21 protein-coding genes and 1 pseudogene are annotated in these 25,641 nt (G+C 73.5%); 10 read left to right on the top strand and 12 right to left on the bottom strand.

All coding sequences use genetic code 11. The features are described from left to right. Positions 1–292 precede the first annotated feature (292 nt). The 4 genes from ACFWVC_RS13645 (at position 293) to ACFWVC_RS13660 (ending at position 7,476) form a co-directional block, all read left to right on the top strand. Entirely contained in the window at positions 293–4,375 is a 4,083-nt protein-coding gene (locus tag ACFWVC_RS13645; protein WP_384283800.1) for a discoidin domain-containing protein, read from the top strand. 167 nt (positions 4,376–4,542) lie between these two features. Beyond that, on the top strand, positions 4,543–4,875 hold the full coding sequence (locus ACFWVC_RS13650) for a hypothetical protein (RefSeq protein ID WP_384283803.1): 333 nt from the start codon (positions 4,543–4,545) through the stop codon (positions 4,873–4,875). Between the two features lie 97 nt (positions 4,876–4,972). After that, entirely contained in the window at positions 4,973–5,590 is a 618-nt protein-coding gene (locus tag ACFWVC_RS13655) for a TetR/AcrR family transcriptional regulator (RefSeq protein WP_384283806.1), read from the top strand. A gap of 248 nt (positions 5,591–5,838) precedes the next feature. Next, the gene (locus ACFWVC_RS13660; protein ID WP_384283809.1) at positions 5,839–7,476 is read left to right on the top strand and encodes an ABC-F family ATP-binding cassette domain-containing protein; all 1,638 of its coding nucleotides are present in this window, start codon (positions 5,839–5,841) and stop codon (positions 7,474–7,476) included. A gap of 40 nt (positions 7,477–7,516) precedes the next feature. Here the strand turns inward: ACFWVC_RS13660 and ACFWVC_RS13665 are convergent, their stop codons facing one another. The 7 genes from ACFWVC_RS13665 to ACFWVC_RS13695 form a co-directional block, all read right to left on the bottom strand. After that, the gene (locus tag ACFWVC_RS13665; RefSeq protein WP_384283812.1) at positions 7,517–8,347 is read right to left on the bottom strand and encodes an ABC transporter ATP-binding protein; all 831 of its coding nucleotides are present in this window, start codon (positions 8,345–8,347) and stop codon (positions 7,517–7,519) included. Beyond that, positions 8,344–9,417 (bottom strand): FecCD family ABC transporter permease, encoded by a 1,074-nt coding sequence (locus ACFWVC_RS13670; protein WP_384283815.1) that lies wholly within the window; start codon positions 9,415–9,417, stop codon positions 8,344–8,346. Before ACFWVC_RS13670 ends, ACFWVC_RS13665 begins: the two co-directional genes overlap by 4 nt. A 5-nt stretch (positions 9,418–9,422) precedes the next feature. After that, positions 9,423–10,427 carry a FecCD family ABC transporter permease gene (locus ACFWVC_RS13675; RefSeq protein ID WP_384283818.1) on the bottom strand — a complete coding sequence of 335 codons (1,005 nt, stop codon included), beginning with the start codon at positions 10,425–10,427 and terminating at the stop codon, positions 9,423–9,425. Positions 10,428–10,457: 30 nt separating this feature from the next. Then, positions 10,458–11,522: an ABC transporter substrate-binding protein gene (locus ACFWVC_RS13680; RefSeq protein WP_384283822.1), complete on the bottom strand. Its 1,065-nt coding sequence runs from the start codon at positions 11,520–11,522 to the stop codon at positions 10,458–10,460. Between the two features lie 825 nt (positions 11,523–12,347). Then, positions 12,348–13,100, bottom strand: coding sequence for an SDR family oxidoreductase (locus ACFWVC_RS13685; RefSeq protein ID WP_384283824.1), 753 nt, complete (start codon positions 13,098–13,100; stop codon positions 12,348–12,350). A 147-nt stretch (positions 13,101–13,247) separates the two neighbouring features. After that, positions 13,248–13,970, bottom strand: a complete 723-nt coding sequence (locus ACFWVC_RS13690) for a class I SAM-dependent methyltransferase (protein WP_384283827.1) — start codon at positions 13,968–13,970, stop codon at positions 13,248–13,250. 36 nt (positions 13,971–14,006) lie between these two features. Next, positions 14,007–15,161 (bottom strand): galactosyldiacylglycerol synthase, encoded by a 1,155-nt coding sequence (locus ACFWVC_RS13695; RefSeq protein WP_384283830.1) that lies wholly within the window; start codon positions 15,159–15,161, stop codon positions 14,007–14,009. A gap of 201 nt (positions 15,162–15,362) precedes the next feature. Between ACFWVC_RS13695 and ACFWVC_RS13700 the strand changes: the two genes are divergently transcribed. From ACFWVC_RS13700 to ACFWVC_RS13715, 4 genes are all read left to right on the top strand, one after another. Continuing rightward, on the top strand, positions 15,363–16,178 hold the full coding sequence (locus ACFWVC_RS13700) for an SDR family NAD(P)-dependent oxidoreductase (RefSeq protein ID WP_384283833.1): 816 nt from the start codon (positions 15,363–15,365) through the stop codon (positions 16,176–16,178). A gap of 4 nt (positions 16,179–16,182) precedes the next feature. Continuing rightward, positions 16,183–17,157: a DMT family transporter gene (locus ACFWVC_RS13705; protein ID WP_384283837.1), complete on the top strand. Its 975-nt coding sequence runs from the start codon at positions 16,183–16,185 to the stop codon at positions 17,155–17,157. Further along, entirely contained in the window at positions 17,150–17,896 is a 747-nt protein-coding gene (locus ACFWVC_RS13710) for a polysaccharide deacetylase family protein (RefSeq protein ID WP_384283840.1), read from the top strand. The genes ACFWVC_RS13705 and ACFWVC_RS13710 overlap by 8 nt, the downstream gene beginning before the upstream one ends. A gap of 281 nt (positions 17,897–18,177) precedes the next feature. Then, positions 18,178–18,648 (top strand): hypothetical protein, encoded by a 471-nt coding sequence (locus tag ACFWVC_RS13715; RefSeq protein ID WP_384283842.1) that lies wholly within the window; start codon positions 18,178–18,180, stop codon positions 18,646–18,648. A gap of 36 nt (positions 18,649–18,684) precedes the next feature. Here ACFWVC_RS13715 and ACFWVC_RS13720 read toward each other — a convergent pair. After that, positions 18,685–19,038: pseudogene (locus tag ACFWVC_RS13720) on the bottom strand (DUF664 domain-containing protein); the annotation flags it as partial. A 104-nt stretch (positions 19,039–19,142) separates the two neighbouring features. Beyond that, the gene (locus ACFWVC_RS13725) at positions 19,143–19,637 is read right to left on the bottom strand and encodes a CGNR zinc finger domain-containing protein (protein ID WP_384283845.1); all 495 of its coding nucleotides are present in this window, start codon (positions 19,635–19,637) and stop codon (positions 19,143–19,145) included. Positions 19,638–19,855: 218 nt separating this feature from the next. On the opposite strand from ACFWVC_RS13725, the gene ACFWVC_RS13730 reads away from it, so the two are divergent. Together ACFWVC_RS13730 and ACFWVC_RS13735 are read left to right on the top strand one after the other, a co-directional pair. Further along, positions 19,856–20,722: an alpha/beta fold hydrolase gene (locus ACFWVC_RS13730; RefSeq protein ID WP_384283847.1), complete on the top strand. Its 867-nt coding sequence runs from the start codon at positions 19,856–19,858 to the stop codon at positions 20,720–20,722. 172 nt (positions 20,723–20,894) lie between these two features. Then, entirely contained in the window at positions 20,895–21,122 is a 228-nt protein-coding gene (locus ACFWVC_RS13735) for a UBP-type zinc finger domain-containing protein (RefSeq protein ID WP_384284079.1), read from the top strand. 339 nt (positions 21,123–21,461) lie between these two features. On the opposite strand, the gene ACFWVC_RS13740 is transcribed toward ACFWVC_RS13735, so the two are convergent. From ACFWVC_RS13740 to ACFWVC_RS13750, 3 genes are read right to left on the bottom strand one after another with little or no spacing between them, the layout of a single operon-like run. Further along, positions 21,462–23,423 carry a glycogen debranching N-terminal domain-containing protein gene (locus ACFWVC_RS13740; protein WP_384283850.1) on the bottom strand — a complete coding sequence of 654 codons (1,962 nt, stop codon included), beginning with the start codon at positions 23,421–23,423 and terminating at the stop codon, positions 21,462–21,464. Continuing rightward, the gene (locus tag ACFWVC_RS13745; RefSeq protein WP_384283853.1) at positions 23,420–24,814 is read right to left on the bottom strand and encodes a hypothetical protein; all 1,395 of its coding nucleotides are present in this window, start codon (positions 24,812–24,814) and stop codon (positions 23,420–23,422) included. Before ACFWVC_RS13745 ends, ACFWVC_RS13740 begins: the two co-directional genes overlap by 4 nt. After that, positions 24,811–25,611 carry a TIM barrel protein gene (locus ACFWVC_RS13750; protein ID WP_384283855.1) on the bottom strand — a complete coding sequence of 267 codons (801 nt, stop codon included), beginning with the start codon at positions 25,609–25,611 and terminating at the stop codon, positions 24,811–24,813. The genes ACFWVC_RS13745 and ACFWVC_RS13750 overlap by 4 nt, the downstream gene beginning before the upstream one ends. Positions 25,612–25,641 lie beyond the last annotated feature (30 nt).

Here is a 25,641-nt window from a genome sequence, read left to right on the forward strand (position 1 = left end):
ACCGCGTGCCGGCCGGTGCCGGCGGGGTGTTCGGGCGGGGGCGCGGGAGGCGCCCCGCGGGCACCGGCAGGCGTGCGGCGTGCCGCTCCGGCCATGCGCGGAGTTTCGGCCACCTCCGGCGCCGCGGCCCAACGGCCGGCGAGTCGAGGTCGTGTCGTACCCCTTGACAGCGGCCCCGGGGGATTACAGCCTATGGCAACGTTGTCAGATGGCAACGTTGTCAGGCGGCGGCCCGAGCGGACCGGGTCGTCCACCTACCCGTCAGCGGGTGCCCGGATTGGATCACTTGCGTATGTCGACTCAGTCGTCCCACCCCTCCCGCCGGTCGGTCGTCGCCACCGGCACCACACTCCTCGCGAGCCTGGGAATCGGCGTCGCACTCCCCGGCACCGCCCGTGCCGCCGAGCCCGCCCGGACGGGCGGCGGCACCGCCGCCGGCGATCTGGCGGCCCACCGCCCGGTGGCCGTGTCGTCCACCGACTACGCCCCGACGCCGGGCGAGTTCGCGGTGGACCGCGTCAACGCGGTCGGCGTGCGCGGCACCGGATGGCGCGCGGCGGACGGCGACCCGCAGTGGATCTCGGTCGACCTGGAGGCCGACTGCGAGGTGACCGCCGTCCGGCTGACCTTCGAGGCCACGGCCGACGACCCGCCCTTCGTCCCGTCCAGCAGCGGCAACCCGCGCGACAGCACCACCGGTCAGGAGATCCTGTCCAGTTGCGCCGTGGACTTCGTCGTCGAGACCTCCCGCGACCACCGCACGTGGACGGCCGTCCATCGGACGGACTCCGGCACCGGCGGCGTCGTCGACATCGTCCTCGCCCGGCCGGTCACCGCCCGCTGGGTCCGGCTGACCGTGCACAAGCGCTCCAACGCCAACCCCCTCGGCCTCAACGGCTTCGAGGTGCACGGCCGGGCCCGCGGCCACCGCCCGGAGGCCACCGGCTGGACGGACTGGGGCGTGAACGACCACAAGGCGCCCGCGCTGGAGGCCGCCGCCGACGGCACCGTGCCGCTGGAATCCGGCTGGACGCTCACCATGGACGACTGGGCCGGTGCCGAGGTCGCGGACCTGTCCCGCACGGACGTCGACACCAGCCGCTGGCTGCCCGCCACCGTGCCCGGCACGGTCCTGGGCTCGCTGGTCGAGCAGGGCAAGCTGCCCGACCCGGTCACCGGGTTCAACAACCTCCACGTCCCGGAGGCGCTGTCCCGCCACGCCTGGTGGTACCGGCGGGAGTTCCGCCTGCCGCGGTCGCTGCGCACCGGCGCCGGCCGGCACATCTGGCTGGAGTTCGACGGCATCAACCACAAGGCGGACATCTGGCTCAACGGAGCCTCCGTGGGGAGCATGGAATTCCCCTTCGCCCGGTCCGCCACCGACATCACCGCGCACCTGGCGGCCGACGGCGAGCAGGCGCTCGCCGTGCGCATCACGCCGATGCCCTTCCCCGGCAGCCCGGGTGACAAGGGCCAGGCCGGTCTGGCCTTCGTGGACGCCGGCGCGACCATGATGAACCGCAACTCGCCGACGTATCTCGCCTCCTCCGGCTGGGACTGGATGCCGGCCGTGCGCGACCGGGCCGCCGGCATCTGGAACCACGTGCGGCTGCGCTCGACCGGCCACGCCGTCCTCGGCGACCCCCGGGTCGACACCGTCCTCCCCGACCTGCCCGACACCGGCACCGCCGAGCTGACGATCACCGTCCCCGTGCGCAACGCCGACACCACCGACCGGAGCGTCACCGTCAGCGCCTCGCTCTGCGGCGTGCGGGTGTCCCGGACCGTCACGGTGCCCGCCGGAAAGAGCACCGACGTCGTGTTCACCCCCGCCACCGACGCGCGGCTGCGCCTGCGCGACCCGGAGCTGTGGTGGCCCAACGGCTACGGCAGCCCCGCGCTGCACGACCTCACCCTCGTGGCCGCGGTCGGCGGCGCGGAGAGCGACCGCCGCAGCACCCGCTTCGGCATACGCCAGTTCGGCTACGAGTACGACATCCCGCTGCGCTTCACCTCCGGCAGCGACTCCTACACGCAGTCCGTCGCCCTCGGCGACCGCAAGGCCCGCCATGTGCGGGTGCGCTGCCTGACCCGCGCGACCGGCTGGGGCTCGTCGCTGTGGGGCCTGTCCGTGGTCGACAGCTCCGTCCCCGACGTCGACCTCGCGCTGCACAAGGACGCGACCGCCTCCTCGACGGACGACCCGGGCAACGCGCCGTCGAACGTCACCGACGGCGACGCCGGCACCCGGTGGTCCTCGTCCTTCGAGGACGACCAGTGGATCCAGGTGGACCTGGGGTCCTCGGTCTCCTTCGACCGGGTCGACCTGACCTGGGAGCGGGCCTACGCCAAGACCTTCGTGGTCGAGCTGTCCGACGACGGCGACTCGTGGACCGACGCGAAGTCCGTCGACAACGGCGCGGTCCCGCTGCCGTTCCAGAGCGGCGCCGCCAGCCTGCAGAACGTCGACTTCGACGCCCTCACCGCCCGCTACGTCCGCCTCAAGTGCGGCGCCCGGGCGACCAGCTGGGGCAACTCGCTGTGGACGCTGTCCGTGGTCGACAGCTCGGCCCCGGGCACCGACCTGGCCTTCCGCAAGAGGACCACCGCGTCCACCGAGGACTCCTCGAACCCCGCCTCCAACGCCACCGACGGCGACCCCGGCACCCGCTGGGCCTCGGACTACGAGGACGACCAGTGGATCCAGGTGGACCTGGGCTCCCCGGTCGCCTTCGACCGCGTCGCCGTCGTCTGGGAGCAGGCCTACCCGAAGACGTACACCGTCCAGGTCTCCGACGACGGATCGCAGTGGAAGGACGTCACGTCCGTCGACAACACCCCGGTCCCGCTGAAGATCAGCGTGAACGGCGTCCGCGTCTTCTGCCGCGGCGGCAACTGGGGCTGGGACGAACTGCTGCGCCGTATGCCCGAAGAGCGCATGGACGCGGCGCTGCGCATGCACCGCGACATGAACTTCACCATGATCCGCAACTGGGTCGCCAGCAGCAACCGCGAGGAGTTCTACGCCGGTTGCGACGAGCACGGCCTGCTGGTCTGGAACGACTTCCCCAACGCCTGGGCGATGGACCCGCCGAACCACGACGCGTTCAACTCCCTCGCCCGCGACACGGTGCTGCGCTACCGCATCCACCCCAGTGTCGTCGTCTGGTGCGGTGCCAACGAGGGCAACCCGCCCGGGGCGATCGACGACGGCATGCGCGACGCGGTCCACGACGAGGCGCCCGGCATCCTCTACCAGAACAACTCCGCGGGCGGCATCGTCACCGGCGGCGGCCCCTACGGCTGGGTCGAGCCGGACCGCTACTTCTCCGCGTCCACCTACGGCAGCGGCAACTTCGGCTTCCACACCGAGATCGGCATGCCCGTGGTCTCCACCGCCGAGAGCATGCGCAACCTCGTCGGTTCCGAGCCGGAGTGGCCCGTCGGCGGCGCGTGGTTCTACCACGACTGGAGCACCCGGGGGAACCAGGCCCCGCAGAACTACCAGGCCGCCATCGAGGCCCGCCTCGACACGGCCCGCGACCTCGACGACTTCACGCGCAAGGCGCAGTTCGTCAACTACGAGAACACCCGGGCGATGTTCGAGGCCTGGAACGCCAACCTCTGGGAGGACGCCAGCGGCCTCCTGCTGTGGATGTCGCACCCCGCGTGGCACAGCACCGTGTGGCAGACCTACGACTACGACTTCGACGTCAACGGCACCTACTACGGCGCCCGTTCCGCCTGCGAGGCGGTCCACGTCCAGGCCGTCCCCGGCTCCTGGCAGGTCGTCGCGGTCAACCACACCCCGCGCGCGCTGAAGGGCGTCACGGTCACGGCGCGACTGCTCGACCTCGACGGCCGTCAGCTCGGGAGCACCGTGCGCAAGACCCTCGACGTCGCCTCGTCGGGCACCACCGAGGCGTTCACGGCCGGGTGGGAGGACGGCCTGCCGGACTTCCACCTCCTGCGGCTGCGGATGGAGCGCGGGGGCACCGTGCTGTCGGAGAACACCTACTGGCGCTACCGCGAGCCGTCCGCCATGCGGGCGCTCAACTCGGCGCGCAGCGCCAGGGTCACCGCCACGGCCGGCAAGGTGACCCGGTCCGGCGAGCGCCGCGAACTGACGGCCACGGTCACCAACCGGGGCGCGTCGGTGGCGGCCATGGTGCGGCTGTCGCTCCTGGACTCCGGCAGCGGCGAGCGCGTGCTGCCGACCCTGTACGGCGACAACTACCTGTGGCTGCTGCCCGGCGAGTCGCGCACCCTCACCCTGTCCTGGCCGGCGCACGCCCTGCCCTCGGGCCGCCCCGCGCTGCGGGTGGACGGGTACAACGTCCCGCGGACGACGGTGCGGGCCGCCTCGGCCGGCTGACCGCCCGGCGCGGGCGGGGCTCCGGCCCCGCCCGCGGAGGGTGGTACTGCCGTTCCCAGGCAGGACGGGGCCAGCAAGAAGGCGATGCTCCGGGGCCTTCGTGCTGTTGAACTGGACATCGAGCGGCCCGGAGCGGCCCCCGCGAGAGACCAAGGAGTGCAGTGCCCATGCTTGCCACCGTCGGATCGAAGGACCGGGCCAGGTCGGCCGTGCACGGAGACCGATGGCTCGTGGGCTTCCGCTTCAGCACGCCGCAGGGCGCCCCGGGCTGCCACTACTACGTCGTCGGCGAGGCGGCCGACGCGCGGGAGGCCGTGGACATCGCGAAACGCCGGGCCGCCGGGGCGTACGAGTGCGCGGCCCGTGCGAACGCCGCGATCGACGACGTCGAGGTGCACCGTCTGCGCTGGAACCCCTTGGGGTGGGCGTATCTCGACAGCCCCGGCGGCCCGTGTGAGGCCCCAGGTGCCCGGCGCGCGCCGCACGTCTCCTCCATCTGAGGGCGCGTGCCACCGGATGACCCCGGCGTGCCCCGGTCGCGAGGCCCGGGCGGCCGAGGGGCGGCCCGCTTAGGATGGGGCGGAGGGATCTGGTGGCATGCGAACGTATGACGGAATGACCGCCGAGGAGCGTATGTCGGCGCGGCGCCGCCGCATCATGGACGCCGGGCTCGACCTGTTCCACACCCAGGGGTACTCGGGCACCTCCATCCGTTCCGTGCTGCGCCGGAGCGGACTGCAGGACCGCTACTTCACCGAGAGCTTCCCCTCCCTCGACGCCTTGATGGCCGGCATCCTGAGCGAGATCCAGGACGAGGAGGCCGCACGATGCCGCGCCGCCGTCACCGGCCCCGGAACGCGCCGGGAGCGCGCCCGCGGCATGCTGTGGGCGCTGGCCGCGGGTGTGGCCGACGACCCCCGCAAGGGCCGCGTCAAACTGGTCGAATCCCTCGCGGCCGGTCCGCTGGCCGCGAACGAGCGACGGCGCGGGATGCGGAACCTGGCCCGCCTGGTGGAGGGGCTGCTCCTGGAGGACCGGCCCGGCCCTGACACGCACACCGCGGTCATGGCCTTGGCGGTCGTGGGCGGTGTCAACCAGATCCTCCTGAACTGGGCCGACGGCACTCTTCCGCTGTCCCGCGACGACGTCGTGGAGCAGGGGCTCCGCCTCTTCGAAGCCGTGGCCGCGTTCGACGGCCTCCAGGCCCGCCGATAATCACAGGCCCGAAGCGGGCCCGGCTGTTAGCCTGGCGTACGAGTGATCCGGAACCAAGGGAACCAAGCGAACCAAGGGAGTCCGCACGTGGCGGGTGACGACGACATCTCCGGGTGATCCCGGGTGTCCTCGGCCATGGACAGGCGCGCACGAGTCGCCGCCTCCGTGGCCGCCACGTCATGCCATCCCACTTCCTTTCCCGCAGGGCCGCTCCGGCGCGCCCGCGGCGTTCCCCCGAGGGCTCACCCATGTCCGACGCGCACATCGTCTGCTCCCACCTGTCCTTTTCCTGGCCTGACGACACCCCTGTCTTCGAGGGCCTTTCCTTCACCGTCGGCGCCGGCCGTACGGGCCTGGTCGCGCCGAACGGCGCGGGCAAGAGCACGCTCCTCAAGCTGATCGCGGGGGAGCTCCGGCCCCGCGGCGGCTCCGTCACCGTCGGGGGCACGCTCGGCTACCTCCCGCAGTCCCTGCCGCTGACCGGCGACCTGACCGTGGCCGAGGTCCTGGGCATCGCCGGGGTGATCCGCGCGATCGACGCCATCGAGTCGGGGGACGCGAGCGAGGAGCACTTCGCCACCATCGGCGACGACTGGGACATCGAGGACCGCAGCCGCGCCGAACTCGACCGGCTCGGCCTCGGGGACGTCGGCCTCGACCGGCGCCTGCGCACCCTCAGCGGCGGGCAGGCCGTCACGCTCGGCCTGGCGGCGCAACTGCTCAAACGCCCCGACGTCCTGCTGCTGGACGAGCCCACCAACAACCTCGACCTGGACGCCCGCCGCACCCTGCACGGCGTCCTCGACGAGTGGCGGGGCTGCCTGCTGCTGGTCAGCCACGACCGCGAACTGCTCGACCGCGTCGACCGGGTGGCCGAACTCGAACGCGGCGAGGTCCGCTTCCACGGCGGCAACTACACGCAGTACGAGGAGGCCGTGCGCGTCGAGCAGGAGGCCGCCGAGAAGAACATCCGCAGCGCGGAGCAGGAACTCAAGCGCGAGAAGCGGGAGTTGCAGCAGGCACGGGAAAGGGCCGCCCGCCGGGCCGGCACCGCCGCCCGTTCCCTCGACAGCGCCGGCCTGCCCAAGATCTTCGCCGGGACGCTGAAGCGGCGTGCCCAGGAGTCCGCGGGCAAGTCGAACGAGACCCACTCCGCGCGGGTCAGCGAGGCCAGGGCCCGTCTGGACGAGGCGGGCCGCGCCCTGCGCGACGACACGCGGATCGTGCTGGAACTGCCGGACACCCGCGTCCCGGCCGGGCGCACGCTCTTCGTCGGCGAGCGGATGCGGGTCCGCCACGGCGGCCGCGACATCTTCGCCGGCGAGGGCGCCGACCTGACGATCCGCGGCCCCGAACGGATCGCGCTGACCGGGCCCAACGGCGCCGGGAAGTCGACGCTGCTGCGCCTGGCCGGCGGCGACCTCGCCCCCGGCGACGGCGCGCGGGTCAGGCACGCCGACGGCCGCGTCGCCTACCTCTCGCAGCGCCTCGACCTGCTGGACCCCGACCGCACGGTGGCCGAGAGCCTCGCGGACGCGGCCCCGGCGATGCCCGAGGCGGACCGGATGAACCTGCTGGCGCGCTTCCTCTTCCGCGGCCCGCGCGCCCATCTGCCGGTGCGGGTCCTGTCCGGCGGCGAACGGCTGCGCGCCACCCTGGCCTGCGTCCTGTGTGCGGAACCGGCACCCCATCTGCTGCTGCTGGACGAGCCGACCAACAACCTCGACCTCGTCAGCGTCGGGCAGTTGGAGAGCGCGCTGAACGCCTACGAGGGTGCCTTCGTCGTGGTCAGCCACGACGTGCGGTTCCTCGCCGCGATCGGCGTCGACCGCTGGCTGCGCCTGTCCGACGGGCGCCTGACGGAGACCGGCCCGGTGCTGCCGTAGGCCCCGCGCACGCCCGGCCCGTCCACCGGCCCGGCCATGATCAGCCGGTCCGCGCCTCCTGCGGGGGCGCGGGCTGCCAGGCGCGGGCCGGGACGATCAGCGGCCCGCCGGTGACGGGGTCGGGGACGACGACGGAGGCGAGGCCGAAGACGTCCTGGACCAGTTCGGCGGTGACGATGTCCTCCGGCGGCCCCTGGGCGACGATCCGGCCGGCCTTCATGGCGACGAGGTGGTCGGCGTAGCGGGCGGCCTGGTTGAGGTCGTGGAGCACGGCGACGACGGTCCGGCCGCGTTCGTGGTTGAGACGGCGCACCAGGTCGAGCACCTCCACCTGGTGGGCGATGTCCAGGTAGGTCGTGGGCTCGTCGAGGAGCAGCAGGTCGGTGTCCTGTGCCAGGGCCATGGCGATCCACACCCGCTGCCGCTGGCCGCCGGAGAGCTCGTCCACCGGGCGGTCGGCGAGGTCGGCGGTGTCGGTGCGCTCCAGGGCGTCGGCGACCGCCTGCTCGTCGGCCTCCGACCACTGCTGCCACCACTTCTGGTGCGGCTGGCGGCCGCGGGCGACGAGATCGGCGACCGTGATGCCGTCCGGCGGGGTGGGGGACTGCGGCAGGACGCCGATGGTCCGGGCGATCTGCCTGCCCGGGACGCGGGCGAGTTCGGCGCCGTCCAGCAGCACCACGCCGCGGCGCGGCTTGAGGAGCCGGCCCAGAGCCCGCAGAAGGGTGGACTTGCCGCAGGCGTTGGGCCCGACGACGACGGTGACCCGGCCGTCCGGGATCTCCAGGTCCAGGCCCTCGACGACGGTGCGGTCCTCGTACGCCAGGGTGAGGTCCTGCGCCGAGAGACGGCTGGTGGGCGTACGGCTCATGACGAAGTGCCTCCGGAACGACGGCTGCGGGTGCGGGCGATGAGCCACATCAGGTACGGCGCGCCCACCGCGGCGGTGAGCACGCCGACCGGAAGCTCGATCGGGGAGAACAGCCGGCGGGCCAGCAGATCCGCGACCACGACGACCAGGGCGCCGGTCAACGCCGAGGACAGCAGCGGGATCTGGGTCGTGCGGGTGAGCCGGCGGGCGATCTGCGGGGCGAGCAGCGCGACGAAGTCGACCGGTCCGGCCGCACCGGTCGCCACCGACGCCAGGACCACGCCGAGCGCGGTCAGACCGAGGCGGACCCGGTCCAGGCGCACGCCGAGCGCGGTCGCGGTGTCGTCGTCGAAGGACGCGCCGCGCTGGGCGCGCGCCGCCCACAGCGCCGCCGGGACGCCGATCAGCAGGACGAGCCCGAGCGGCCCGGCCTCCTCGTAGCCACGGCCGTTGAGGGAGCCGGTCAGCCAGACCTTGGCCTGCTGGGCCACCAGGTAGTCACCCTTGGTGAGGAACAGTTGGGTCAGCGAGCCGAGCGCGACCGACACCCCGATGCCCACCAGCACGAAGCGCGAGGAATGCAGACCGCGCCGCCAGGCGAAGACGTAGACGATCAGCGCCGCCGACAGACCGCCGGCGACGGACACGTACGGCAGCGCGTCGTACGCGACGGCGTTGAAACTCATCGCGGCGACGGTGGCCGCGCCCGCGCCGTGCGTGACGCCGATGACGTCGGGGCTGGCCAGCGGATTGCGCGCGACGGTCTGCACCAGCGCCCCCGCCACGCCGAACGCGGCCCCGGCCAGCAGTCCGACGACCAGCCGCGGCAGGCGCAGTGTGCCCACCACCAGTTCGTCGGGGCTCGGCCGCCCGAGCAGTACGCGGACGACCTGCGTGGGGGAGACGAACGACTCGCCCACGCACAGGTACGCCACCACCGTGCACGCCAGCAGCACCGCGAGCGCGAACGCGACGGCGACCGCCCGGCGGTGCACGAGGAAGCTGGCGCGCCCGCCGCGCAGGACGGTGTGCCCGGCGGGACGGACGGCCGCCGGGGTCTTACGTGTCATGAGGGTCACGCGGCCACCACCGCACGGCGCCGCACGAGCGCGATCAGGAACGGCACGCCGATCAGGGCGGTCATGACGGCCACCGGCACCTCCGAGGGCGGGAAGACGATGCGGCCGATCACGTCGGAGCCGAGGATCATCACCGGCCCGAGCAGCGCGGCCAGCGGCAGCACCCAGCGGTGCGCGCTGCCGACCAGTGCGCGGGCGATGTGCGGAACGGCGAGACCGGTGAAGGCGATCGGGCCGACGGCGGCAACCGCCGCGCCGGTCAGCACCGTCGCCCCGAGCGCGCCGAGCACGCGCAGCAGGCCGACGTTGTGGCCGAGGCCCTTGGCGGCGTCGTCGCCGAGCGCGAGGGCGTCCAGGCCACGGGCCATGGCCGCCACCAGCACCAGGCCGGCCAGCAGGAACGGCCAGATCTCGCCGATGATGTCGCTGCCGCGCCCGCTGATGGAGCCGACCTGCCAGAAGCGGAACTCGTCCAGCGCCCGGGCGTTGGTCGTGGCGATCCCGGAGACGAGCGAGGCGAGGAAGGCGTTCATCGCGGCGCCCGCGAGGGCGAGTTTGACCGGCGAGGCGCCGCCTCGCCCGCCGCTGGCGACGGCGTACACGCCCACCGCCGCCAGCGCCGCGCCCGTGAACGCGAACCACACGTAGCCGTTCAGCGTGTGCACACCGCAGAACGCGATCGCGCACACCACACCCACCGACGCGCCCTGGCTGACGCCGAGGATGCCCGGCTCGGCGATCGGGTTGCGGGTGACGCCCTGCATCACCGTCCCGGCGAGGGCGAGCGCGGCGCCCGCCAGGACGCCGATGACCGTGCGGGGAACCCGCAACGACCGCACCACCTGGGCGTCGTCACTCGTGCCGCCGTGCACCAGGGCCTGGATCACCTCGCCCGGCGCGATCTGGCGACTGCCCACGGCGAGGCTCAGCAGGACGGCGGCCAGCAGCATCAGTACGCCGGCCAGCAGCCAGGCGACACGGCGGCGGGTGGGTGGCGACATGCGCCGCGCTCACTCTCTCTTCGTCTGCCGTCAGGCCGTCAGGTACTTCTGGAGGTCGTCCAGCACCGCGTTGGCGGCGGTGACGCCGAGCCCCAGGTACCAGGTCTCGTCCGGCACGTCGACGGCGTGGCCGTCCTTGACCGCCTTGAGGTTCTTCCACAGCGGGTTGCCCTGGGCCTTGGTCTTGTCCGTGGCCTTCGGGTCCCCGTAGACACCGGTGAAGATCCAGTCGGCGTCCGCCTGGTCGATGTTCTCGGCGCTGATCTCGGCCGCCAGGTCCTCGATGTCCTGGTTCTTCGGGCGCGGGATGCCGACGTCCTTCAGGATCGTGCCGATGAAGGAGTCGTTCGCGTACAGCCGGATCGAGCCCTCGGGCATGTAACGGACCATCGAGACGGTCGGCTTGTCCGCGCCGAGCTTGTCGCCGAGGGCCTTGGCGCGCTTCTCGTACGCGGCGAGGTTCGCCTGCGCCTGCGCGGTCTTGTCGAGCGTGGCCGCGTTGAGGAGGTAGTTCTGCTTCCAGGTGAAGCCCGGACGGATCGAGAAGACGGTCGGCGCGATCTTCGACAGCTCGTCGTACGAGGCGGCTGCGCGCAGCTGGCTGCCCAGGATCAGGTCCGGCTTCAGCGCGGCGATCGCCTCCAGGTTGAGGCTGTTGATCGTGCCGATGTTCTTCGGCGTGCCCGCGTCCTTCTTCAGGTACGACGGCAGTTCCGGCGACCCCTCGGTGGGGGCCAGGCCGACCGGCTTGACGCCCAGGGAGACAACGTTGTCGAGTTCACCTACGTCCAGCACGACCACCCGCTTGGGCTGCGCCGCGATCTCGGTGCTGCCCATCGCGTGCTTGATCGTGCGGGGCCACTGACCGGGCTTGGCGTCGGTCCCGAGCGCGGCGGTCTTCTTCGCCGCCTCCGCGAAGTCCTGACCGCCCTGCGCGACCGACTTCGAGTCCTTCGACCCCGAACCGGCCGTGGCGGACGCGGCGGCGCTGCCCTCCTTCCCGTTCGAGGAGGAATCGCTGCCGCACGCGGCGAGGGACAGCGCGGCGGCGACGGCCAGGGCGACTGCGGCGGTGCCGCGGTGCCGAAGGGACATGTGAGGGCTCCTGTGGCTGTGGTTCACCTATGAATCATTAGGCGAGCCTTACCTTATGTTGTGCGGGTGTGGGCCGGTCAAACCGGCCGCGCTGCGCTGGCTGTCCGGGTAGGTTTTGTTCCCCGCCCTCCCGCCCGTGTGCCCTGTGAAGTCAGCACCCCGGCGCGCGTTTCAGTGGGTGCCGGGTTCGGGGCCTCCGGGGCTGGCCATTCTGGACAGCACATTTACGTGCGTTTCCAGCACCTGCCCATCCCATCCCGACCCGGATACCGCACACAAATATGCTCCACAGTCCAGAACGCCCACCCCTGCACCCCCGCCCCCTCCGTAGTAGCAAGCGCCTGATCCCCAGTGGGGGGTGGAAGGCAGCCATGGCACAGGCCGAGGGTTGGTGCAGCGGCACATCAGCCGCCCAGGCGTCACCGCCCACACACACCGCAGCGGCCGCCACGTCGCGCCGACAGCGGATCCCCCGGCCGGGTGTTGGGGCAGGCCTGGCGGGCCGATGGGGGCGGTATCCAGGCAACCGCGGCCGCCCCGGACCGCCTCCATACCCCCCACTGGGGATCAGGCGCATGACGAAACCGAGGGGGCGGGGGAGTTGGGGGCACCCCCAGCCGAAGGCTGGGGGAGGGTGGGCGCTCTGGACTGTGGAGCATATTTGGGTGCACAACCCGGAGTGATCAACGGCAGGTGCCCGAGGCACCGAAATGTGCTGTCCAGAATGGCCAGCCCCGGAGGCCCCGAACCCGGCACCCAACGAAACGCGCGCCGGGGTGCCAGACCGCGCCGGGCACACGGGCGGGAGGGCGGGGAAAAAACCGGTCAACGCCCCCGCACCCCGGCGTCCGGGGTGGTCAGCCATTGCGCGAAGGTCTGCCGGCCCCGGACACCGTCCCCCGCGGGAAGCAGCGCCCCTCCGGCGATGGCCCTGCCCGCCGCTCCGGGCAGGCGGACGGGGACGAGGAGCCGGCGCTCCCCGCGGGCGCGGGCCAGCCGGCGCACCATGTCGTCCATCTCCAGCACCTCCGGTCCCGCCAGGTCCGGGGCCAGGCCCGCGGGGGCGGCGCCCGCCAGCCGCACGAGCGCGTCGGCGACCTCCCGTGCGGCGATCGGCTGACTGCGCATCCGCGGCGCCATCACCGGGCCCCGCCGAGCCAGCATCTGCGCGGCGAACTCGTGGAATTGCGTGGCCCGCAGCACGGTGTTCGGCACGGGACCGGACAGGACCAGCTCTTCCTGCCGCCGCTTGCCCATGTAGTAGCCGAACTCCACCCGGTCGCAGCCGACGATCGACAGCGCGAGGTGGTGGCCGACGCCGGCGCGGGCACCCGCGCTCAGCAGATGGGTCGTGGCGGCGTCGAAGAAGGCCACCGACTTCCGCCTGCTGGTGGTCGTCACGTTGCTGACGTCGATCACCGTCGCGCAGCCGTGCAGCGCCTCGTCCAGTCCCGCCCCCGTCGTGAGGTCCACGCCCGCCGAGCGTGCCAGCACCACGGGCTCGTCCCCCGCGGCCCGCACGGCCTCCACGACCATCCGCCCGACCCAGCCGGTCCCACCTGCAACCGCGACGCGCATGTCCTCGCCCTTCCCGTGTTTCCCCTCGCGGGGTCCGCGGCATCCGGCCGCGGTGAGTCTCACACCGGAGGACGGGACAGCCGTGCCGGGTGTGACATCGGGGCGGAGCACGCCGCGCCCGCGCACAGCGCCCGCGGCTCGCCCGGGCTATCCGGCGGCCGTGACCGCGGGCTTGCGCACGCGGAAGGCGAACTGCCCGCAGAACGTGAGCTTGCGCAGGTTCACGAGGGCCGTGCGGCGCTTCGTCTTCTTCGCCCAGGTGTCGATCTCCGCGTTGAGCGGCGACGACTCGTCCCAGTACCGCGCGTACTCCGGCGGCCGGCCGTGGTACGTCCGCATGATCAGCGCGACGCCGTCCAGCGACGGCCGGATCTCCTCCAGGGCGAGCCCGGCCTCCTCGACCAGCACGCGGAAGCCGTAGGGCGTGTAGTTCCACAGGCTGAACGAGTGGTAGGGCTCGAACTGCGAGGTGCTGCCGATGAAGACCGCACCCGGCCGCAGCACCCGGCTGATCTCCCCGAGCAGTTCCCGGGGGTGCGAGACGTGCTCGAAGACCTGGTGCGAGTAGACGAGCGGGATCGTGGCCGAGCGGAACGGGAGCCGGACGCCGTCGTAGTAGACGATCGGGTCCCGTCCCGCGGCACGCTGCTGCGCCTCGGGGGAGTCGCGGATGTCGACGCCCACCCATCGCACCTTCGGGGCGTGTTGCCGGAACAGGCCGGCCGAGGTGCCGCGCCCGCAGCCGAGGTCCACCACCCGGTCCGGCGCGCCCTTGGCGGTCATGGCCTCGTCGAGGTAGTAGCGCGAGGTGACCTGCCGTGCGTGGTCGTCCGGAATGCAGTCGCTCATGAGCTCCCAGAGGGTCGCCATGGGTCGATGCTACGGACGGCGCGGGCCCCGGCACAGTTACCCGCGCCCACCGAGTGTCGCCGGAACGCGGGAGCAGGCGGCGAGCAGCTGATCGGTGGTGTCACGGGCGAACAGCGCGGCCGCCTCGGGGCCGCGGCCACGGGGCCGGTCCGGATCGGTGACCCGGTCCAGGGCGTCGACGAGCGACCAGGGGTCGGGGGCGTACCGGGTCAGCCCGAGCGCGGCCATCCGCCGCACACCCGCCTTGCCGTGGCCCGGGATGGGCCGGTGGCCGATCACCGGCAGCCCCATGGCCAGGGCTTCCAGCGCCGTCTGCCCGGCGGCGTTGTCCACGAGCGCGTCCGCCGCGGCCATCAGGCCGGGAACGTCGTCCTCCCAGCCGAGGGCGACGGTGTCCGCGATCCGCGCCAGCCGTGCCCGCAGTGGCGCGTTGCCCCCGCACATCGTCACGGGCAGGTAGCCGGCCCCCGCCAGCAGTCGCGCGGTGCCGGCCAGCCCCGTGCCGGCCCCCCAGGCACCCGCCGAGAGCAGCACGACCGGCCGGCCCGGCGCGCGGGACGCGAAGGAGCGCCGCCAGTGCTCCGCCCCGGGGGCCGGGGCGAGGAAACGGGACGCCACCAGGGGGCCGGTCGCGGCGGCGGGCCGTCCGGTGGCCTCCCGCGCGCGCCGCGCCGCGTCCTCGGTCAGGCAGCAGTAGAGGTCGTTGCCGGGGTGCAGCCACTGCCGGTGGACGTCGAAGTCGGTGACGACCACCGCGCTGGGCACGCGCAGCACGCCCTTGGCCCGCATCGCCCCGGTGAGCTGCGCCGCGAGATGGAACACGGGCACGACGAGGTCGGGCCGCTCGCGCTCGACCACCTCGGCCAGGCGCCCCTCGGCGAGGGCCGCCAGCCCGCCCGGGCCCGGCAGTCGTCCCGCGCCGGAACCCAGGAACGCCGAGTAGATGCCCGCGTAGAGCAGCGGGAGATGCAGGATCGAGGTCCGGTAGAAGGAGCGCAGTGCCGCGCCCGCGCGCGCCGGCAGCAGGTCGAGGACGTCCGTCCGGGCGGCGTGCGCGCCACGTTCGGTGAGCCGCGCGCCGAGTTCCCCGGCGACCGCGTCGTGGCCCGCGCCCATGGACGCGCTGATGACGAGGACCCGAGGGCGTGGCCGGCCCTCGTGGGCGCGGTGCGTCACGTCGGCGTCGGTCACCGGATCACCTCCGCGGAACTGCGGATTTCTTGGATGTATCGGAGTATCCGATGTGCCGCCGCGGCAAACACCGCGCCGGCCGCGAACCGTCGCAGAGCCGGGGCGGCGTTAGGGCGCTTTACTGAAACCGGAGGGAAACGTTTCCCGGGAAGCGAAGCGACGCCTGCCCCGACGCTGTGGCAGCGACAGAAAGCGACGCCCATGACAACTCACCCGTCCAAAGCGACCAGCGCCGACCGCGCTCTGTCCGGCAGGGCGGTACCGCCCGGCGCGCCGGCCCCTGTCGCGCTGGTGACCGGGGCGTCGTCGGGCATCGGTGCCGCCGTCGCCGACCGCCTCGCGGCCGACGGATGGCGCCTGCTGGTCAGCGGCCGCGACCCGGATCGGCTCGGTGCCGTCGCGGAACGCACCGCGGCCACCGCCCTGCGAGCCGACCTGGAGGACCCGGGGAGCCCCGAGCGGCTGGTCCGCGATGCCCTGCGCACCACCGGTCACGTCGACCTCCTCGTGGTCGGCGCCGGCATCGGCTGGGCCGGCCCGTTCGTGTCGATGCCGGCGGCGGCGGTCGAGCGGGTCTTCCACGTGGACGTGCTGGCGGCCATGGAGCTCGTCCGGCGCGCGCTGCCCGGCATGCTGGCGCGGCGCAGGGGGCACATCGTGCTGATCGGTTCCTTCGCCGGCACCGTCGGCGTGCGCGAGGAGGCGGTCTACTCGGCGGCCAAGTCAGCCCTCGGCACGTTCGCCGAGTCGCTGCGCTACGAGCTCGCGGGCAGCGGCGTACGGGTCACCCACGTGATCCCGGGCGTGGTGGACACGCCGTTCTTCGCCCACCGCGGCGTGGCCTACAAGCGGTCCCGGCCCCGGCCGGTGCCCGCAGAACGCGTCGCGGCCGCGGTCAGCGACGCGCTGCGACGGGGCCGCGCCGAGGTCTACGTGCCCGGCTGGCTGCGCGTGCCGGTGATGGTGCGCGGCCTGCTGCCCGGGGTCTACCGCCTGATGGCCGGCAAGTACGGATGAGACGGTGGACGCGCACGTCCTGACGATCGTGCTGGCCCTGCTGGCGGCCTGCGCGAACGGCGCGGCCTCGGTCCTCCAGCGCAAGGCCAATCTCCAGCAGGACGAGCAGCGACGGGACGAGCGGCCGGACGAGCGGCGGCGTGACCGGAGTGACTCCGGCGGCCGGGGGGTGCCCGGGATCGTGCGGCCCGTGCTGCGGCTGGTCAGGCGTCCCCTGTGGGCGGCCGGGATGGCCGCGCTGGCGCTCTCCGGCGCGCTGCAGGCGACCGCGCTCGCGGTGGGCCGGCTGTCCGTCGTCCAGCCGCTGATGGCCACCGAGCTGCTGTTCACCCTGATGGCGGGCAGCGTCGTCTTCTCCCACCGCCCGGACGGCCGTACCTGGCTGTGGTTCCTCGCCCTGGCCGCCGGACTCGCCGTGTTCCTGTCCGCCGCGGCCCCCTCCGCGGGACAGCCCACCGCCGTCGCGGACGGCTGGCTGCGCGCCGGACCGCCGCTCGCCGCGCTGGTGACCGTCCTGTGGCTCGTCGGGCGCGCGCTGCGCGGGGCGGCGGCACGGGCGGGCGTGCTCGGCTGCGCCACGGCGGCCGGTTTCGCCTGCACCGCCGCGCTGATCAAGGACGTCACCGGACGTATCCCCGACGGCTTCGGCGCGCTCGTCACCGCCTGGCAGCTGTACGCCGCCGCCGCGGTCGGTCTGCTCAGCCTGGTCATGCTCCAGGCCACCCTGCGGGCGGGCACGCTGGCGGCCTCCCAGCCCGCCCTCACCCTCGGGGACGCGCTGCTGAGCGTCGCCCTGGGGTGGGTGCTGTTCGGCGAGCGGATCGCGCTCGGCAGCCATCTCGGACCGGAACTCGCGGGCGTCGCCCTCATGGTGGCCGGGGTCGTCGGCCTGTCCCGCTCGCCCGCCCTGAGCGGGGGCTGGGACACACCCGACCGCGGACGGACGCCGGCCACGGTACGGACGGGGCGCCATGACTAGCACGGCGGCCGGGCGGACGGGCGCGGCCGCGCTGCTGCTGACGGCCACGCACATCGTCCCGGCCGCCACCTGGCTGCCCGGACTGCGCCGCCGTGCCTTTCCCGGCCTGGCCGGTCTCGGCCGCGCCGACCACATCGCGCTCACCTTCGACGACGGGCCCGACCCGCGCTCCACGCCGCGCTTCCTCGACGCGCTGGACGAACTGTCGGTCCGTGCCACCTTCTTCGTCCTCGGCGCGAGCGTGCTGCGCCACCCCGCCGTCGCCCGCGAGACCGTGTGCCGCGGCCACGAACTCGCCGTCCACGGCTGGACGCACACCCGTCCCTGGCTGCCCGCCCCGGGGCGGGACTGCGCGGCCCTGCTGCGGTCCGCGGCGGCGGTCCACGACACCACCGGCCGCGTGCCGCGCTGGTACCGGCCCCCCTACGGCATCCTCACAGGGGGCCGCTGGGCCGCCGCCGCGCGGGCGGGCCTCACCCCGGTGCTGTGGACGGCGTGGGGCCGCGACTGGACGGCCGAGGCCACCTCGGACAGCGTGCTGCGGACGCTGCGCGGCGACCTCGGTCCCGGCGGCACCGTGCTCCTCCACGACTCCGATCGGGCCTCCGCGCCCGGCAGCTGGCGCGCCGCCCTCGCCGCCCTCCCGCACCTCGTGGCCGAGTGCCGTGCCGCCGGTCTGACGGTCGGTCCGCTCGCCGACCACGCGGTGCGCGGCGCGCCGCGCGGTGACGACGAGTGATCGGACGTGTGATTTCGGTGACTGGCCGTTACGTGCTCTGAGGGTGGGCCAAGGCCCGTGAAACGGCAGGTCATCGGGGTGACGACGGCGGCGTGAAAGGGCCGGGTTGCGAGCCGCCGCCCCCTGTAGGACCGTGAGTTCGCAGTGGTACGACTGCCGCCCGAGGAGGCCGTCACGCCCGTCACGCCCCCTCGCGAACGCACCACCGGCGGCTGGACCCGCCGCCGACCTTCGCACCCGACTGCTACCGCACCAGGCAGCGGCCAGGAAGGCAGACCGCCATGCCACTCCTCCGCACGCTCGCGTTCCTCGCCACCGCCACCGGACTCACCGCGGCGATGGCACTCGCACCCACACAGGCCTCCGCCGCCACCCCGAGGAACACCCCCGGCGCGGCGACGTACGCCACCGTCCTCGTCAACTGCTTCGGTCAGCCGCGTGTCATCCCGGGTGACGTCCTCCTCGCCTGCGGCGACGGCAACGACCGCCTCGGAGGGCTCTACTGGACGAGCTGGGACCGCGACTCGGCCGTCGGATCGGGGTACGAGGAGGTCAACGACTGCGATCCGTACTGCGCGGCCGGCACCTTCCACACGTTCGCCGTCAAGGTACGGCTCTCCGGCAACGTGGCCTGGCCCGGCGATCCGCATCTGCGGCGCTACACGACACTGACGATCAGCTACCTCAATCGGAAGCCGTGGTGGCCGCACTCCGCCACCTACGAGCTGTGGGACGGCCCGCTCACCCGCTGACCGGACCCGCCCCAACTCCTCGGCGGGGCCCGGGCCTCACTCGCCCGTGCTCCCGTCGAGCCGTTCCCGCAGCAGGTCCGCGTGGCCGTTGTGGCGCGCGTACTCCTCGATCATGTGCGTGACGATGTAGCGGAGGCTGAACGTCTCGTCGCGCCACCGCACGGCGGCGTCCACGACGGCGCGGGAGTGCGCGCACTCCCGCTGCCACGCCGTCAACGCCTCGTCGGGGTCGGCTGATTCGACCTCGAACTCGGCGTACGCGCCGTCTCTCGTCGGCCCCCAGTACGGCTTGATGCCGGCGCCGCCCCACACGAGCCGGAACCGGATCCGTTCCACCTCGACGGCGTGCCGCATCAGCCCGAGCAGCGAGAGCCCCGAGGGCGGGACGGCTTTTTCGCGGAGTCGGGCCCGCGCGGCGAAGGATCAACAGGCCGTCCGGAACGAGGTGTTGACCATGGGGCTTTGTCCATCGGCGACCGCGGGAGGGATGCGGTCTACGCGACGCGGCCGCGGGCGTAGTGGCGGCGGGCCTTCATGCGGTTGCCGCACGTGGCCATGGAGCACCAGCGGGCCTGGTTCGCGCGGCTGCGGTCGATCAGGAAGAGACGGCACTCGGGGTTGGCGCACGCCCGGAGGCGCCCGGGGGCCGTGCGCCGTAGTTCGTCCCAGGCGAGGACGCTGTGCACCGCGAGGCGGGCGTCGTCGGGGACGACGAGTTCCCAGTCGAGGGTCTCGGGGCCGAACGCGGGCACCTGGTGGACGCCGCGCAGTACCTCGGCGAGCACCTGGGCGGTGCTCTCGCCGCGCACGACCTCGTCGAGGAGCTCTCTGGCACGTCGTGCGGCGGCCAGTTCCGCCGCGGTCCCGGTGCCGCCGCGGGCGCGGAGCCAGGCCGTACCGGCGTCGTCCTCGGCCAAGGCGTCCTCCCGCTCGCCGTGGACGATCGGGCGGCTGTTGAGGAGGGCGAGCAGGAACTCGCTGTCGGCCATTCCGGTCTCCCTTCCATCCCCACTCTGCGCGGGAGCTCTCACCAGCTTAAGGCGTCGTCCAGGTTGGACCCACCGGATGGTCCGCGGCAGGCAAGCGGGCCGGCCGGGCCGGTTGGGGGCAGGCGTTGACGTGTCTAACCCCTTCGGAGGAATTGACAGGTTAGCGCACATGCGTTTGGCTGGAGCTAACCGCACAGAGCATCTTCGGAGGTTAGGTCATGGTTCCCGTACGTCATCTCACCGTCACCGTCGCGGGGCAGGAGGTCTTCTACCGCGAGGCCGGGCCGCGCGAGGCCCCCGTGGTCGTCCTGCTGCACGGCTTCCCGACCAGCTCGCACATGTTCCGCAACCTGATCCCGCTCCTGGCCGACCGGTACCGGGTGATCGCGCCCGACCACATCGGCTTCGGGCAGTCGGCCATGCCGTCCCCCGAGCACTTCCCGTACACCTTCGACGCACTCGCCGACGTCACGCAGGGGCTCCTGGAACACCTCGGCGTGGAGAAGTTCGCCATGTACGTCCAGGACTACGGCGCCCCGATCGGCTGGCGCCTCGCACTGCGTACCCCCGCCCGGGTCACCGGCATCATCAGCCAGAGCGGCAACGCCTACACCGACGGCTTCGTGGAGGCGTTCTGGACCGGCATCTGGGCCTACGCGGCCGACCCGAACCCCGAGAACGAGAAGGCCATGCGCTACGCGCTGAGCGAGGAGGCCACCCGCTGGCAGTACCTCAACGGCGTTGCCGAGCCGAGCCTGGTGAGCCCGGACACCTGGCTGCACGACATGACGCTGCTGGACCGGCCCGGCAATGACGAGATCCAGCTCCGGCTGTTCCGGGACTACCCCAGGAACGTGGAGATGTACCCGGCCGTCCAGGAGTACTTCCGCACCAGCCAGGTCCCGCTGCTCGCCACGTGGGGCGCGGGCGACGAGATCTTCGGCCCCGACGGCGCCCGCGCCTTCCTCCGGGACCTCCCCGACGCCGAGGTCCACATTCTGGACGCCGGGCACTTCGCCCTGGAGAGTCAGCTCGACACGATCGCCGGCTACATCCGCGGCTTCCTGGGGCGCATCACGTCCTGACCCGCGCGGGCCGGCACGGCCCGCCCCGCGGGCCGCGGCGGGTTCGCGTAGCCTGGGAAGTTGCGGTCCCGCGGGTCCGGGGCGGGCCGTCGACCTGCTGACATCGTTGAGGGGACGTGAGGCGCCGGTGGTCCGAACCGACTGTGCCGAGCTCGACGAGGCTCCGGCGGACATGACGCCCGTACCGCCCACGGACGGGTGCGCGGAGTGCCTGGCGAACGGCCGGCGCGACTGGGTGCACCTGCGGCTGTGCCTGACCTGCGGGCGCATCGGCTGCTGCGACAGTTCGCCCGGCCGGCACGCCAGCGCGCACTACAAGGCGACCGGGCACCCGGTGATCCGCTCGTTCCAGCCGGGCGAGTCGTGGCGGTGGTGCTACGTGCACGGGACGACGGGCTGACGACGCCCGGCGTTCAGGAGCTTGCCGATGCGTCGTCCTCGGCGCGCGCAAGGCCGATGAACATGGTCCGGCGGAGGGATTTCACATACTGCCGGGCGACCTCGCTCGCCGCGGCGTCGTCACCGTGGCGCAGGGCGGCCAACGGATACGGCAGGTGGCAGCGGTACGGCTCGCGGACGACGGCCGCGTGCGGGGCGTCCGCCGCCCGCCCGGTGGGGGGGGCGCCCGGGGGGGGGGGGGCCCCCCCGCCCGCGGGGGGGAAACCCCCCGGGGCGGGCGCCCCCCCCCGCCGGGGGGGGGTACCGGTGGGGTCGGGTCCCCCCCCCGGGCCCGGGTATCTCAACCGCGCGGGTCAGGCGCGCCGTTGAGGGCGGTGAGCAGCGCCAGCGGAGTCGCGGCGGCCCAGGCCTGGGGGGAGCAGGAGTGGGGGTAGGGGACGGGGACGGGGTGGTCGGCGCCGCCGTAGCCCGCCATGACCTCCGGGAGGCGCCAGTCGTGCAGGGCCGCCGCCTGGACGAGGCCGTGGGCGACCCGGGAGGCCTCCTCGGCCAGGCCGCTGCGGGCGAGGCCGAGCACGATGACGGCGTTGTCGTGCGGCCAGATGCTCCCGCGGTGGTACGACAGCGGGTGGTAGGGCACCTGGCCCGCGGCGAGCGTGCGGATGCCCCAGCCGGAGAAGAAGTCCGGTTGCAGCAGTCGGCGGCCGACCGTGCGGGCGTCCTGCGGGTCGAGGATGCCGGACCAGAGCAGGTGTCCCGCGTCGGAGGCGAGGGCGTCGACCTGGCGGCCCCGGCCGTCCAGCGCGAGCGCGGGGAAATCGGCGTCCGTCATCCAGAAGTCCCGGCGGAAGCGCTCCCGGAGACCGGCCGCGGCCTTCTCCAGCCGGTCGGCCTCCTCGGGCTCCTCCCACACGGTGCGGGCGAGCCGGGCCGTGCGCACCAGCGCGTCGTAGGCGTAGCCCTGGACCTCCGAGACGGCGAGGGCGCCTTCGGGGCGGCTGCCGTCGGCGTTGCAGATCGCGCCCTCGGAGTCCTTCCAGTTCTGGTGGGCGAGTCCGCCGCGATCGGCGTCGGAGGTGTAGCGCAGGTAGTCGTCGGCACCGAGGCCGCCGGGGCCGAACATCCAGTCCACGGCGGCGCGGGCCTGGGGGCGCAGCCGCTTGGCGAGCGTGTGGTCGCCGGTGGCCGCGGTGTACGCCTCCAGGAGGACGAGGAAGAGCGGGGTGGCGTCGACGCTTCCGTAGTAGCGGCCGTACGGCACCTGCCGGAAGTGCGCGAGTTCGCCGTTGCGGACCTCGTGCACGATCCTGCCCGGCTGTTCGAGCCGGCTGTCGTCGTCCCGCGTGCCCTGGGTCGCGGCCAGCGCGAGCAGGGTGTCGGCGGCGAGTTCGGGCCTGTAGGGCAGGGCGAACAGGGAGGTGAGCATCGAGTCGCGGCCGAAGAGCGTCAGGAACCAGGGGATGCCGGCGGCCGGCACCAGCAGCGACTCCCCGGACGGCCCGGCGGCCGGCACCCGCAGCCGGGCCAAATCGGCCAGCCCCGCGGCGCAGGCGCGCGCGAGTTCGTCCCACGAGGTCAGCGTCCGCGGACGGGGCCGTGCCTGTACGAAGGCGTCCACCTCGGCCGCGTGCCGGTTGCGCACCGCGGCGGGGGACGGGGGAGCGGTCTCCTCCTCGGTGCCCTGCGGCACCGCCGTCACGGTGAGGGCCAGCTCGGCGGTTCCGTGGCCGGGCAGGTCGAAACGCCATGTGAGCTGGTGCGCCGTGCCGCCGTCGCGCGCCTGAAGGGGACGTACGTCCAGCGGCGCGGGGGAGGCGGCGACGGTGGTGCGCGAGGACCAGTCCTCGCCGCGCCGGTAGCGGAAGACGACGCCGGCCGGCGCCGCCTCCGCGGTCCTGACGGCGCCGGACTTGTCGTACCGGCGGTGGTCGGCCCGCAGCTCGAACAGGTCGGCGAAGTCGGCGTCCACCTCCAGGGCGATCTCCACGACGGTGGGTTCGGCCCGGTTGCTGACCACCCGGATCCGCTCGGTGAGTGCGCCCGCCACGACCGCCTGGAGGCGGAAGAGGGAGTACGCGGGCGGTTCGTCGCGGCCACCCGCGGGGGTGAGCACGAAGCCCTCGTCGGACGAGGTCAGCAGCGTGGGTTCGGCGCCGTTCGCGGTGAGCCGCCAGCGGCTGAGGTGCCGGGCGTCGCGGCGGAACAGGCCGTCCGGGGTGTCGCCGCGGCGCCCGGTGATGTCACCGGAAGGGCTGGTCGCGGCGAAGGTGCCGCGGTGCACCAGCAGACGATCGACGGTCATCGGCGGGGCTCTCCTTGTCCGTTGCCATGTGCCGCACGACCAGGGGCGGCGGGCTGCCGCAGCAGGTCCAGCGCGAGGGCCGCCGTCCAGCTGAAGCGGCGGATGCCGCGGCCCTGGCCGCTCCAGGGTTCGACGTACTCGGCGAAGCCGGTGGCGCGGGCGTCGGCGAGGACCTGGGCGCGCAGCCGGGCCGCGGCGTCGGTCTGCCCGTGCAGTGCCAGGCCGCGGTGCACCAGCCACGCGGTGTTGAACCAACTGGGGCCGCGCCAGTAGCGGTTGGCGTCGAAGACGGGTCCGGTCAGGTCGTAGCTGGGCACCAGGTGTGCCCGGCCGAGACCGAAGTGCTCGCCGTGCGCCGTGCCGGCCAGCGCCCGCACGACGTCGTCGGGCAGGCCCGGCACGATCAGCGGGACGATCCCGGAGACGCTGTAAACACGGACGGCCTCGCCCGAGACGAGATCGCGGGCGAGGAAGACGCCCGCCTCGGGGCTCCACAGGCGCTCGACCAGGGCGGCGGTTGCCGCCTCGGCCCGTGCGCGGTGCGGCGCGGGGTCGGCGCCGGTCTCCTCGGCGATGTCGGCCAAGGCGTGCTCGGAGGCGATGAGCAGGGCGTTGAAGCCGGGGTCCTCCAGCGCGAACGCGTGCGGGGTGACCGCGTCGTCGTAGCCGTGGTCCCGGTACGTGGCGGCCAGCCGCACATAGCGGCCGTAGTCCAGGTCGGTGGGCCGGTCGGCGGCCGCGCTGTGGTCGAGGTCGGCGCGCCGGAAGGACTCCGGCGGGGCCGGCTCGACGCGCGCGAGCGCCGCGTCCCATACGGGGCTGTTGTCGAGCCCGGGCTCCCAGGGGTGCACCACCGCGGCCAGGCCGCCGCCGCCGAGGTCGCGGGAGACGGCGAGCCAGCGGTGCCACGCGGCGAGCCGGGGGTACATCCGCCGCAGGAAGCCGCGGCGTCGGGACTCGGCGGGGTCGGCGCGGTGGACCTGCCAGGCGGCCAGCGCGTGCACGGGGGGCTGCACGATGCCGGACGTCTCGATGTCCGCCGGGGCGCCGCAGGCGGTGCCCGCGGAGGACGAGCGCCAGAAGTCGGGGCTCGGGAAGTAGGCGTCCAGCGGCACCGAGCGGTTGAACACGATGTGCGGGACACGGCCGTCGCCCCACTGCGCGCCGAGCAGTGTCTCCAGCTCGCGCTGGGCGCGGCGCGGCGACAGGTGACGCAGCCCGATGGCGATGAACGCCGAGTCCCAGCTCCACTGGTGCGGGTACAGGGTCCGCGAGGGCACGGTCGCCGCGCCCGTCCAGTTGGAGAACAGGACGTGCGCGGCGTCGCGGCGCAGCGCGGCGTCCTGGTCGGCGGCGGAGGAGCGCAGAGCCGGTTCGAGGACGGAGGTCATCCCGCTGCCCGGTGGAGGAAGGACGGGATCGAGCGCACGGCCTCGACCGGGTCCCCGGTCAGCCGGCATTCGGCGGCCAGGTAGCCGTCGTACCCGGCGGCGTCCAGCGCCCCGAGCCAGGCCGGCCAGTCCAGGTGGCCGGCACCGGCCTGGAAGCGGTTGGAGTCGCTGACCTGGGCGTGGCCGATGAGCGGCGCGACGGCGAGGATGGCGGCCGCGGGGTCGGCCTCCTCGATGTTCATGTGGTAGCTGTCGATGCCGATGCGCACCGAGTCCAGGCCGACGGTCCGGATCAGGTCGGCGGCCTGCTCCAGCCGGTTGACCATGTGGTCCTCGTAGCGGTTGAGGGGTTCCAGGAAGAGCGTGACGCCCTCGGAGCGGGCGTGCTCGCCGAGTTCGGCCAGGCCCTCCAGCAGGACCTGGCGGTCCTCCTCCTCGCTGCGCGGCGGCTCGAAGGGAGGCAGCCGGCGGGAGAACATGCCGTACGAGGCGGGCGTCTGGGCGCCGAGGCCGCCGAGTTCGCCGATGACGGTGAGCTGCGACTTCATCTGCTCCAGGGCGTCGCGGCGCAGCTCGGCGTCGAAGGCGCCGAAGAAGTGCAGCATGTCGACGCAGACGGTGGGCATGACCACGCCGTCGGCCTGGGCCTTGCGGAGCTCGGGCAGGCGGTCGCGGAAGTGGAAGTCGCCCTTCGCGCGCAGTTCTATGGCGTCGTAGCCCGCGCTCTGCGCGAACTCCCACTTCTGCTGCAGCGTCTCGCCGGGCAGCAGCTGTTCCTGGCAGGCGGTCTTGAACATGATCGAGTGGCCTCTCAGATCTCTCGGAAC

This window comes from Streptomyces sp. NPDC058691, from assembly GCF_042714775.1.
Classification (GTDB): domain Bacteria; phylum Actinomycetota; class Actinomycetes; order Streptomycetales; family Streptomycetaceae; genus Actinacidiphila.

Excerpts from the sequence above, each read along its gene's own strand:
- ACFWVC_RS13645 (WP_384283800.1), top strand. The coding sequence starts at position 293 with ATGTCGACTCAGTCGTCCCACCCCTCCCGCCGGTCGGTCGTCGCCACC.
- ACFWVC_RS13650 (WP_384283803.1), top strand. The coding sequence starts at position 4,543 with ATGCTTGCCACCGTCGGATCGAAGGACCGGGCCAGGTCGGCCGTGCAC.
- ACFWVC_RS13655 (WP_384283806.1), top strand. The coding sequence starts at position 4,973 with ATGCGAACGTATGACGGAATGACCGCCGAGGAGCGTATGTCGGCGCGG.
- ACFWVC_RS13660 (WP_384283809.1), top strand. The coding sequence starts at position 5,839 with ATGTCCGACGCGCACATCGTCTGCTCCCACCTGTCCTTTTCCTGGCCT.
- ACFWVC_RS13665 (WP_384283812.1), bottom strand. The coding sequence starts at position 8,347 with ATGAGCCGTACGCCCACCAGCCGTCTCTCGGCGCAGGACCTCACCCTG.
- ACFWVC_RS13670 (WP_384283815.1), bottom strand. The coding sequence starts at position 9,417 with ATGACACGTAAGACCCCGGCGGCCGTCCGTCCCGCCGGGCACACCGTC.
- ACFWVC_RS13675 (WP_384283818.1), bottom strand. The coding sequence starts at position 10,427 with ATGTCGCCACCCACCCGCCGCCGTGTCGCCTGGCTGCTGGCCGGCGTA.
- ACFWVC_RS13680 (WP_384283822.1), bottom strand. The coding sequence starts at position 11,522 with ATGTCCCTTCGGCACCGCGGCACCGCCGCAGTCGCCCTGGCCGTCGCC.
- ACFWVC_RS13685 (WP_384283824.1), bottom strand. The coding sequence starts at position 13,100 with ATGCGCGTCGCGGTTGCAGGTGGGACCGGCTGGGTCGGGCGGATGGTC.
- ACFWVC_RS13690 (WP_384283827.1), bottom strand. The coding sequence starts at position 13,970 with ATGGCGACCCTCTGGGAGCTCATGAGCGACTGCATTCCGGACGACCAC.
- ACFWVC_RS13700 (WP_384283833.1), top strand. The coding sequence starts at position 15,363 with ATGACAACTCACCCGTCCAAAGCGACCAGCGCCGACCGCGCTCTGTCC.
- ACFWVC_RS13710 (WP_384283840.1), top strand. The coding sequence starts at position 17,150 with ATGACTAGCACGGCGGCCGGGCGGACGGGCGCGGCCGCGCTGCTGCTG.
- ACFWVC_RS13715 (WP_384283842.1), top strand. The coding sequence starts at position 18,178 with ATGCCACTCCTCCGCACGCTCGCGTTCCTCGCCACCGCCACCGGACTC.
- ACFWVC_RS13725 (WP_384283845.1), bottom strand. The coding sequence starts at position 19,637 with ATGGCCGACAGCGAGTTCCTGCTCGCCCTCCTCAACAGCCGCCCGATC.
- ACFWVC_RS13730 (WP_384283847.1), top strand. The coding sequence starts at position 19,856 with ATGGTTCCCGTACGTCATCTCACCGTCACCGTCGCGGGGCAGGAGGTC.
- ACFWVC_RS13735 (WP_384284079.1), top strand. The coding sequence starts at position 20,895 with ATGACGCCCGTACCGCCCACGGACGGGTGCGCGGAGTGCCTGGCGAAC.
- ACFWVC_RS13740 (WP_384283850.1), bottom strand. The coding sequence starts at position 23,423 with ATGACCGTCGATCGTCTGCTGGTGCACCGCGGCACCTTCGCCGCGACC.
- ACFWVC_RS13745 (WP_384283853.1), bottom strand. The coding sequence starts at position 24,814 with ATGACCTCCGTCCTCGAACCGGCTCTGCGCTCCTCCGCCGCCGACCAG.
- ACFWVC_RS13750 (WP_384283855.1), bottom strand. The coding sequence starts at position 25,611 with ATGTTCAAGACCGCCTGCCAGGAACAGCTGCTGCCCGGCGAGACGCTG.